Annotated in this window: 9 protein-coding genes; 6 read left to right on the forward strand and 3 right to left on the reverse strand. The window is 68.3% G+C overall.

Annotation, left to right across the window (positions count from 1 at the left end; all coding sequences use genetic code 11):
• Window positions 1-115: 115 nt before the first annotated feature.
• Window positions 116-2,053 (reverse strand): acetate--CoA ligase, encoded by a 1,938-nt coding sequence (acs, locus tag ABIC65_RS10775; RefSeq protein ID WP_354308580.1) that lies wholly within the window; start codon window positions 2,051-2,053, stop codon window positions 116-118.
• A gap of 135 nt (window positions 2,054-2,188) precedes the next feature.
• Here acs and ABIC65_RS10780 point away from each other — a divergent pair, with 135 nt between their 5' ends.
• The 4 genes from ABIC65_RS10780 to ABIC65_RS10795 are packed head-to-tail and all read left to right on the forward strand — an operon-like array spanning window position 2,189 to window position 6,898.
• A complete protein-coding gene (locus ABIC65_RS10780) occupies window positions 2,189-3,670 on the forward strand; it encodes an efflux transporter outer membrane subunit (protein WP_354308582.1) in 1,482 nt (493 codons plus the stop codon).
• A complete protein-coding gene (locus ABIC65_RS10785; protein WP_354308583.1) occupies window positions 3,660-4,988 on the forward strand; it encodes an efflux RND transporter periplasmic adaptor subunit in 1,329 nt (442 codons plus the stop codon). Before ABIC65_RS10780 ends, ABIC65_RS10785 begins: the two co-directional genes overlap by 11 nt.
• Before the next feature lies 1 nt (window position 4,989).
• Window positions 4,990-5,694 (forward strand): ABC transporter ATP-binding protein, encoded by a 705-nt coding sequence (locus ABIC65_RS10790; protein WP_354308584.1) that lies wholly within the window; start codon window positions 4,990-4,992, stop codon window positions 5,692-5,694.
• A 4-nt stretch (window positions 5,695-5,698) separates the two neighbouring features.
• Window positions 5,699-6,898 (forward strand): ABC transporter permease, encoded by a 1,200-nt coding sequence (locus ABIC65_RS10795; protein WP_354308585.1) that lies wholly within the window; start codon window positions 5,699-5,701, stop codon window positions 6,896-6,898.
• On the opposite strand, the gene ABIC65_RS10800 is transcribed toward ABIC65_RS10795, so the two are convergent.
• Together ABIC65_RS10800 and ABIC65_RS10805 are read right to left on the reverse strand one after the other, a co-directional pair.
• The gene (locus tag ABIC65_RS10800; protein WP_354308586.1) at window positions 6,867-7,481 is read right to left on the reverse strand and encodes a nucleotidyltransferase family protein; all 615 of its coding nucleotides are present in this window, start codon (window positions 7,479-7,481) and stop codon (window positions 6,867-6,869) included. The two genes, ABIC65_RS10795 and ABIC65_RS10800, sit on opposite strands and share 32 nt — an antisense overlap.
• Window positions 7,468-8,379 carry an XdhC family protein gene (locus ABIC65_RS10805; protein ID WP_354308588.1) on the reverse strand — a complete coding sequence of 304 codons (912 nt, stop codon included), beginning with the start codon at window positions 8,377-8,379 and terminating at the stop codon, window positions 7,468-7,470. Before ABIC65_RS10805 ends, ABIC65_RS10800 begins: the two co-directional genes overlap by 14 nt.
• Window positions 8,380-8,457: 78 nt before the next feature.
• Between ABIC65_RS10805 and ABIC65_RS10810 the strand changes: the two genes are divergently transcribed.
• Entirely contained in the window at window positions 8,458-9,504 is a 1,047-nt protein-coding gene (locus tag ABIC65_RS10810) for a glycerophosphodiester phosphodiesterase (RefSeq protein ID WP_436286727.1), read from the forward strand.
• Between the two features lie 12 nt (window positions 9,505-9,516).
• Window positions 9,517-9,741 (forward strand): hypothetical protein, encoded by a 225-nt coding sequence (locus ABIC65_RS10815; protein WP_354308592.1) that lies wholly within the window; start codon window positions 9,517-9,519, stop codon window positions 9,739-9,741.
• Window positions 9,742-9,891: the final 150 nt, after the last annotated feature.

A 9,891-nucleotide genomic window follows, 5' to 3' on the forward strand; every position in this document is an offset into this window, starting at 1 on the left:
TGTGTGTTAGCCGAGTGTAACGGGGGGTGCGGAACGCCGCAATGGTATTTTGTTACAACCGATACTGTCCGCACGGGCATCCCTCCTCCCGCCGCGCGCAGGAGGAGGGACAGGGTCACCCCACCCGGTTTGCGACCAGATCGTCGACCACCGCCGGATCGGCCAGCGTCGAGGTGTCGCCCAGGCTGCTGACATCGCCCTCGGCGATCTTGCGCAGGATGCGGCGCATGATCTTGCCCGAGCGGGTCTTGGGCAGGCCCGGCGCGAACTGGATCGCGTCGGGCGTGGCGATCGGGCCGATCTCGCCGCGCACCCAGTCACGCAGCTCCTTGCGCAGCGCCTCGGTCGCCGCCTCGCCGACGTTCAGGGTCACATAGGCATAGATGCCCTGCCCCTTGATGTCGTGCGGCATGCCGACGACCGCGGCCTCGGCCACCTTGTCGTGGAGCACCAGCGCGCTTTCCACCTCGGCGGTACCCATGCGGTGACCCGAGACGTTGATCACGTCGTCCACCCGGCCGGTGATCCAGTAATAGCCATCGCCGTCGCGGCGGCAGCCGTCGCCGGTAAAGTACTTGCCGCGATAGGTGGTGAAATAGGTCTGGAAGAAGCGCTCGTGATCGCCCCACACGGTGCGCATCTGCCCCGGCCAGCTGCGCGCGATGACGAGATTCCCCTCGGTCGCGCCCTCCAGCAATTTGCCATCGCCGTCGACCAGCTGCGGCTCGATCCCGAAGAACGGCATCGAGGCCGACCCCGGCTTGAGCGCGGTGGCGCCCGGCAGCGGGGTGATCATGTGGCCGCCGGTCTCGGTCTGCCACCAGGTGTCGACGATCGGGCAACGCCCCTCGCCCACCACGTCATGATACCAGCGCCAGGCCTCCGGATTGATCGGCTCGCCGACCGAGCCGAGCAGCTTGAGCGACGCGCGGCTGGTGGACGTGACGTAGCTGTCGCCTTCCTTCATCAGCGCACGCAGCGCCGTGGGGGCGGTGTAGAGGATCTCGACCTGGTGGCGATCGACCACCTGCCACATCCGGCCGGCATCGGGCCAGGTCGGCACGCCCTCGAACATCAGCGTGACGCCGCCGTTCGCCAGCGGACCATAGACGATATAGCTGTGCCCGGTGACCCAGCCGATATCGGCCGCGCACCAATAGACCTGCCCCGGCCGGTAATCGAACACCACTTCATGGGTATAGGCCGCCCAGAGCAGATAGCCGCCGCTCGAATGGAGCACGCCCTTGGGCTTGCCGGTCGATCCCGAGGTGTAGAGGATGAACAGCGGGTCCTCGGCGTCCATCGGCTCGGCCGGGCAATCGGCGGCGACCTTGGCGGCGGCCTCGTGATACCAGAGGTCGCGGACCGGCTGCATCGCCACGTCGCCGCCGGTCGCCTGCACGACGATGACCTTTTCCAGCACCGGGGCATGCTTCTGCGCCGCGTCGACATTGGCCTTGAGGGGCACGCGCTTGCCGCCGCGCCGGCCTTCGTCGGCAGTGATGACGATGCGGCTGTCGCAATCGACGATGCGGCCGGCCAATGCTTCCGGGGAAAAGCCGCCGAACACCACCGAATGGATCGCGCCGATCCGCGCGCAGGCGAGCAGCGCCACCGCCGCCTCGGGGATCATCGGCATGTAGACGGTGACCCGGTCGCCCTTCCGCACGCCTTCCGCCTTCAGCACATTGGCGAAGCGGCAGACCTGTTCGTGGAGCTCGCGGTAGGTGATCCGGCGCGGTGCCTCGCTGGGATCGTCCGGCTCCCACAGGATCGCAGTCTGCTCGCCGCGGCTCGCGAGGTGACGGTCGAGGCAATTGGCCGCGACGTTGAGCTTGCCGTTGGCGAACCAGCGGATGCGGAAATCGGCCTCGTCGAACGACCAGTCGCCGGCGGTCTGCGGCGGTACAATCCAGTCGAGCCGCTGGGCCTGTTCGAGCCAGAAGCCGTCCGGATCGGACAGCGACTGGGCGTGGAGACGTTCATACGCTGCGGCATCGACGCGGGCGTGCTTCGCCCAGGCTTCCGGCACCGGATACAGATTATCGCTCATCGAGACCCCTCCTGGTCGGCGGGCATCTAGGAGCGCAAGGGGTGGATAGGCAAGGCACCGGTGGTTGCAACATCGTTACATTCGGCAAACAAATTTCGGTAGCACCGCGAAACCGTATCAGCCATATAAGACGCTATGGCACGACCTGCGCTTGCTCTGTTGCTCTGTGCGGCGCTGCCGCTTGCAGCCTGCTCCACCGGTTCCGCCCACCCGCAACAGGCCGCCGCCCCGATCGATCTGCCCGATAGCTTCTCGGTCGACCCGGCGCAGCAGGCGCGCGAGGATCTGGTGCGCTGGTGGGATCGGTTCGACGATCCGATGCTCGGCCAGTTGATCGGCCAGGCGCAGACCGCCAATCTCGACATCGCCCAGGCGGTGATCCGGCTGCGCCAGGCGCGCGAGTCGCTGGTCCAGTCCCGCTCGGCGTTGCTGCCGACGGTGAGCGGCTCGGCCGGCTATTCGCGCAACGAGCCGCTGCGCGGCGGCACCACCACCACGCAGCTGCCCGACGGTACCATCGCCTCCTTCTCGCAGGGCGGCAGCAGCAATTTCTCGCTGGGGCTCGATGCGAGCTATCAGGCCGATCTGTTCGGCGGGGTGCGCAGCGGCGTCCGCAGCGCCCGCGCGAACGTTGAAGCGGCCGGGTTCAACCGCGCCGCGGTGCTGCTCTCGGTCGAATCCGAAACCGCGCGCAACTATGTGCAGGCGCGGCTGTCGCAGGCGCAGCTTGCCAATGCCCGCGAGAGCCTCGCCATTCAGGACGAGAACCTGCAGATCGCGCAGTGGCGGGTGCAGGCCGGCTTGGTCTCCTCGCTCGATGCCGAGCAGGCGCGCGCGCAGCGATCGCAGACTGCCGCGTCCATCCCGCAGCTCGAAAGCAGCTATGCCGCCACTGTCGCCCGGCTCGGCGTGCTGACCGGCCAGGTGCCCGGTGCGCTGCGCGCCGCGATGGAGGCGCCCAGGCCGATCCCGCGCGGCCCCGCCGGCGTCGCCGCGGGCATCCCCGCCGATGCGCTGCGCCAGCGCCCCGACGTGCGCGCGGCCGAGCGCAACCTCGCCGCCGCGACCGCGCAGATCGGCGTGTCGCGCGCGCAGCTCTACCCGAGCCTCAGCCTCGGCGGCAGCATCAGCTCGGGCAGCGGATCGGTGCGGTCGCTCCTCGACCTCATCACCGGCCGCGCCTTCGCCAATGTCGCGCAGACGATCTTCGATTCCGGCCGGTTGCGCAGCCAGCTCCGCTCCGCCCGCGCCGGGGCGGACGGCGCCTTCTACAGCTACAAGGCCAGCGTGCTGCAGGCGATGGAGGAGATCGAGAACGCGATCATCGCGCTCCAGGCCGCACGCGAGCGCGAGGCAGCGTTCCGCACCGCGCTGGAGGCCGCAACCAACCAGGCGCTGCTGGCGCGCTTCCAGTATCGCTCGGGCCTCACCGATTTCACGACGCTCAACCAGTCCGAAAGCGCGCTGCTTTCGGCCAAGAACGGCTTGTCCCAGGCCGAGTCCGAACAGGCGACCGCGCTGATACAGCTCTATGTCGCGCTTGGCGGCGGCTGGGACGAAGCCGCGCCGATCCCGCCCCTCCCTCCAAGAACAGGCAGCGCCACCGATGGCCAGTGAACCGCAGGACCTCGACACCTTTCTGGGCACCAAGCGGCGGCCCTGGTGGCGGCGCAACCTGCGCTGGATCCTCATCGCGCTGGTCGTGGTGGTGCTGGGGCTGCTCGTCTCGCGCTGCTTCACGCCCAAGCCGCCGCCCAACTACATCACCGTCCCCGCCGAGAAGGGCGCGCTGTCGGTGACCGTCTCCGCCACCGGCCGGCTCGCGCCGATCCGGCAGGTGACGGTGGGCTCGGAAATCTCGGGCCTGGTCCTCAAGGTGCTGGTCGACGTCAACGACCGGGTGACCGAAGGGCAAACGATCGCGATCATCGACCCCGCCCGGCTCGACGACGCGATCACCCAGAGCCGCGCGACGCTGTCCGCCAATCAGGCCGCGGTCGCCCAGGCCCAGGCGACGCTCGACGAGGCGACCGCGCAGCTCCGCCGCATGGAGGAAGTGAACCGCTTGTCTGGCGGCAAGGTACCCGCCAAGACCGAGCTCGATACCGCCCGTGCCGCGGTGGCCCGCGCCCGCGCCAACCTGCGCTCCGCCCAGGCCAATGTCATTTCGGCCCAGGCCTCGCTGTCGTCGAACCAGACCCAGCGGACCCGCTCGATCATCCGCTCGCCGGTGAACGGCGTGGTGCTTGCCCGCCAGGTCGATGCCGGCCAGACCGTCGCGGCGCAGTTCAGCACGCCGAACATGTTCGTGATCGCGCAGGACCTGACCCACATGAAGCTGGAGGTCGCGATCGACGAGGCCGATGTCGGCTCGGTCAAGGTCGGGCTGCCGGCCAGCTTCACCGTGGATGCCTTCCCCGGCCGCACCTTCCCGGCGCAGATCACCCGCGTCGACCTCGGCTCCAACCTCACCGCCTCGACGGCGACGACCAGTGCGACGACGAGCAGCACCACGACGGCCAACCAGGTCGTTTCCTATGCGGCGATCCTCTCGGTCGCCAATCCGGACCTGACGCTGCGCCCCGGCATGACCGCAACCGCGACGATCGGCGTCGAAAAGCTGGAGAACACGCTGATCATCCCCAACGGCGCGCTGCGCTTCACCCCACAGGATACCGGTGCCAAGAGCGGCGGCGGCGGAATCCAGTTCGGCCCGCGCCGGGAGGAGCAGCAAAAGGCGATCGGCCGCGGCAGCAAGCAGACCGTCTATGTCGTCGGCAGCGACGGCAAGCCGCAGAAGGTGGAGGTCGTCACCGGCCCCAGCGACGGCAGCCGCACCGCCGTCACCAGCACCCAGCTCAAGCCCGGCATGAAGGTGATCGTGGGGGTCCAGGCGAACGGCGCGGCCAAGCCCGCCAAGGCCGACCAGGACTGACATGGCCGAGCCGCTGATCCAGCTCCAGGGCATCACCAAGACGTTCGGCGAAGGGCCGACCGCGTTCCAGGCGCTCAAGGGCGTCGATCTCAGGATCGATGCCGGCGCGTTCCTGGCGGTGATGGGCGCATCGGGATCGGGGAAGTCGACGACGATGAACATCCTCGGCTGCCTCGATGTGCCGACCGGCGGCAGCTATCGGTTCCGGGGCGTCCATGTGGAAAAGCTCGATCGCGACCAGCGCGCCTATCTGCGCCGCCGCTATCTCGGCTTCGTCTTCCAGGGGTTCAACCTGCTCGCCCGCACCACCGCGCTGGAGAATGTCGAGCTGCCGCTGCTCTATCGCGGCGAGCATCGCAAGGCGCGGCGCGAGGCGGCGATGGCGGCGCTGGAGCAGGTTGGGCTCGATCGCTGGGCGGACCACACGCCCTCGGAACTCTCCGGCGGCCAGCAGCAGCGCGTCGCCATCGCCCGCGCGATCGTGACGCAACCCGACGTGCTGCTCGCCGACGAGCCGACCGGCAATCTCGACAGCGAACGCTCGGTGGAGATCATGAAGCTGCTTCAGCGGCTCAACGTCGACCTCGGCATCACCGTGCTGATGGTCACCCACGAACCCGAGATGGCGAGCTTCGCGCGCACGATCGTGCATTTCAAGGACGGGCTGGTCGAGCGGACCGAGACCCCCGCCGGCATGGGGGTCTGAGGCGATGCTGTTCACCACCCTGCTCCTCTCGCTGCGCGAAATCCGCCGCCACATCCTGCGGTCGTTCCTCACGACGCTCGGCATCATCATCGGCGTCGCTGCCGTCATAACCATGGTAACGCTGGGCAACGGCGTTTCGGCCTCGGTGCAGGCGTCGATCAGCTCGCTCGGCAACAACACGCTGACCGTCTTTCCCAGCGGCGGCCGGCGCGGTGGCGGCAATGCGCCGCCGCAGTTCGAGAATGGCGACATCCAGGCGATCCGACAGCAGGTGAGCGGGGTCAGCGCGGTCGCGCCGCAAGCTTCCGCCTCGGCGCTCGCCGTGCGGAACGCGCAGAACTGGACCGCCTCGGTCACGGGCACGTCCAACGACTATTTCGACGCGCAGAATCTGGAATTCGCAGGCGGCAGGCGGTTCACCGAGGCGGAGCAGAGTGCCGGCAAGTCGGTGTGCATCATCGGCGACACGATCCGCACCAATTTGTTCGCCAACGAGGATCCGGTCGGCGAACGCTTCCGCCTCGGCACGGTCAGCTGCGAAGTGGTGGGCGTGCTCAAGAAGCGCGACAATGCCGGCTTCACCGATCCCAACTCCACCGTGGTGCTGCCGCTCAAGACGGTGCAGCGCCGCTTCGTCGGCAACCAGAACGTCCTCGCGATCCAGATCGCGGTAGCGCCGGGCTACGACACCGCAGCGGTGAAGCAGTCGATCGTCGGACTATTGCGCGAGCGCCGCCACCTGACGCCCGACCAACCCGACAATTTCGACATCTTCGACAGCGCCGAATTCGCCTCGACGGTGCAGAACCAGATGCAGCAGATGACGCTGTTCGTCGCGGCCATCGCTGCAGTCAGCCTGCTGGTCGGCGGCATCGGCATCATGAACATCATGCTGGTGTCGGTGACCGAGCGGACCCGCGAGATCGGCATCCGTCTCGCAATCGGCGCGCTCGGCAAGGAAGTGCTGCTGCAGTTCCTGGTAGAGGCGGTGGCGCTGTCGTGCCTGGGCGGGCTGATCGGCGTCGGCCTCGCCTTCTTCGCCTCCTGGGGGCTGGCCAAGCTGGCCGACCTGCCCTTCACCTTCGACCTGTCGATCAACCTGATCAGCTTCGCCATCTCGGCGCTGATCGGCATCGTGTTCGGCTTCTTCCCGGCGCGGCGCGCCGCCGCGCTCAATCCGATCGACGCCTTGCGGCACGAATAGCCGCGGCAGCCTCGCGCCCGCGCAGCTCCTCGAGATCCTCGCGGGTGTCGATGTCGACCAGTTCCTCGGGCCGGGTGATGACGTGATGGCCGCGCAGGATCAGCGTCCGGGCGCCGGCATCGCCTTCCAGGCTGCACAGCTCGGCGAAATGGTCGCGGCCGATCAGCGCCGGCGGCATCGGCTGGACGCCGTCGCTGGAGGCGACCAGCGTCGCGCCATTGTCCGATGCGTCGAACAGCCGGTAGCAATGCGCGACGGTGACGCGCGGCATGTCCGCCAGCGCGATCAGCACCGCCTCCGCCCCCGCCTTCTCCGCCGCCTGGACACCGTAGCGGACCGAACGCGCCTGGCCCAGCGACGGATCGGGATTCTCCACCACCTGGAACCCGCGCGACGCGAAATCGAGCGTGGTGTCCGACACCACGGCGACGCGGGCGAGGAACGGAATCTTCTCCAGCGCGGTCACCACATGGAAGGCGAGCGGATGGCCGAGATATTCCTCGGTCAGCTTGTCGCCGTCGGCGAAGCGCTCTGACTTGCCCGCGGCGAGCAGGACGAGCGCGGTCTTTTCAGGAGTCAGCATGGAAGGTCTTCACCATGGCGGCGGCAATGGACAGGGCGATCTCGGACGGACCGATCGCCCCGATCGAAAGCCCCGCCGGTCCTTCGATCCGCGCGAGATCCTGCGCTGAGACGCCCGCCGCGCCAAGTCGTTCCAGCCGCGCCGCCTGGCTGCGCCGCGAACCCAGCGCCGCGACATAGCCGGTGGGGTGCGCCAGCGCTGCGATCAGCGCGGCATCGTCGATCTTGGGGTCGTGGCTCAGCGTCACCACCGCCGTCGCCGGATCGGGCTTGAGCGCGGTCACCGCCTCGTCCGGCCAGCGATCGTCCAGCGTCACGCCGGGGAAGCGCTCCTCGGTGAGGAACCGCCCGCGCGGATCGATCACCGTCGTCGCGATGCCCAGCTCGCGGGCGAGCCCCGCCAGCGCCTGCGCGATCTGCACCGCGCCGACGATGAGCAGCCGCCGGGGGGGATCGTAGCGGTTGACGAACCCAGCGCCGCCGATCGCGCTCTGCCCGGTGGCGAGGTCCGTACCCACTTCCAGCGGATGCCCCTCGGCGCGCGCTTCGCGGATCGCATCGAACAGCTCGGGCGGGAAGCCGATTGCCGAGACCGGCTGCACCAGCACCGCGATCTGCCCACCACAGGGCAGCCCGACTTCCCACGCCGCCGCATCGGCGACGCCGTACTCCTTCACCACCGCCGGCGCGCCGGCGATCACCTCGGCGGCGGTCTGCAGGATATCGGTTTCGACGCAGCCGCCCGAGACCGAGCCTTCGAACCGCCCATCTTCGTGCACCAGCAGATGGCTGCCGCGTGGCCGCGGGGCCGAGCCCCAAGTGGTCACCACCGTCGCCAGCGCCATCTTCGCGCCCCGCCAGGCCTCGGCCGCTGCCAGCACGCCGTCGTTGTCCGCCACTTGTCGCGCTCCCGTCACATCCGCTTTCTACCCGCCTAGCGGAAGGAGAGTTTCGTGACGAGATGGATGTTTTTGGCGATGGCGCTGCTGGCGCCCGCCCTCGCTTTCGGACAAGGTCATCCCATGCAGAAGCCCATGCCCCGTATCGTCGTGATCGGCCATCGCGGCGCCAGCGGCGAACGGCCCGAGCACACGCTGCTCTCCTACCAGCGCGCGATCGACCTCGGCGCCGACTTCATCGAGCCCGACCTCGTCCCCACCAAGGACGGCGAACTGGTCGCCCGGCACGAGAACGCCATCACCGACACGACCGACGTCGCGGCGCATCCCGAATTCGCGGCCCGCAAGACCACCAAGACGATCGACGGCCAGACGATCACCGGCTGGTTCACCGAGGACTTCACGCTGGCCGAGCTCAAGACGCTGCGCGCCAAGGAGCGGCTGCCCAAGCTCCGTCCGGGCAACACCGCCTATGACGGCCAGGCGACGATCCCGACGCTCGACGAGATCATCGCGCTCGCCAAGAAGGAATCGGCACGGCTGCACCGGGTGATCGGCATCTATCCGGAGACGAAGCACCCGAGCTATTTCGCCTCGATCGGCCTGCCGCTCGAAGCGCGGCTGGTCGCCAAGCTCAAGGCGGCCGGCTGGGACCGCGCCGATGCGCCGGTGTTCATCCAGTCGTTCGAGGTGAACAATCTCAAGCAGCTCCACACGATGACCAAGGTGCCGCTGATCCAGCTGATGGCAGGCAGCGAAGGCCCGGCCGATCACGCCTATGCCAGCTACAAGGAGATGGCGACGCCCGACGGGCTGAAGGCCGTCGCGCAATACGCCGCGGGCATCGGCCCCGAGCTGACCCAGATCATCGCCAAGGACGGCACGCCCTCCACGCTGGTCGCCGATGCCCATGCCGCGGGGCTGAAGCTCCACCCCTGGACCTTCCGCGCCGAGAATTTCTTCCTGATGCCCGCCTATCAGGTCGGCACCGATCCTGCCGCGCATGGCCGGCTCGAAGCGGAGATCACCGCCTTCCTCAAGGCGGGGATCGACGGCTTCTTCACCGATTTCCCTTCCATCGGCGTGCCGGCTCGGGATAGCTTCCTGAAACCCAACGGCAACTAAGGCTTATCCAATATGCGCATCCTCCCCGTCCTGCTGGTGCTGCCGCTGCTCGCGGGGGGATGCGTGGTGAAGACCGCCGCCAAGGTCGTGACCCTGCCGGTCCGCGCCGGCGGCCAGGCGGTCGACTGGGCAACCACCAGCCAGGACGAAGCGGACCGCAACCGCGGCCGGAAGATGCGCAAGCACGAAAAGGAATGCCGCAAGCATCCCGAGCGCTGCCAAAACGACCAGCGCTGAACGCTCCCCCGCCCGCAGGCGGGGGCAACTGTGATGGTCACTCGAGCGCGATAGACTGCCTTTTACGGATCATGGCGTTGAGGATGACGAGAAGTTGTCTGGCGACAGCGATGAGGATGGTCTTGGGTGATTTGCCCTTGGCACGCATCC

The organism is Sphingomonas trueperi (assembly GCF_040545665.1).
Taxonomy (GTDB): Bacteria; Pseudomonadota; Alphaproteobacteria; order Sphingomonadales; family Sphingomonadaceae; genus Sphingomonas; species Sphingomonas trueperi_B.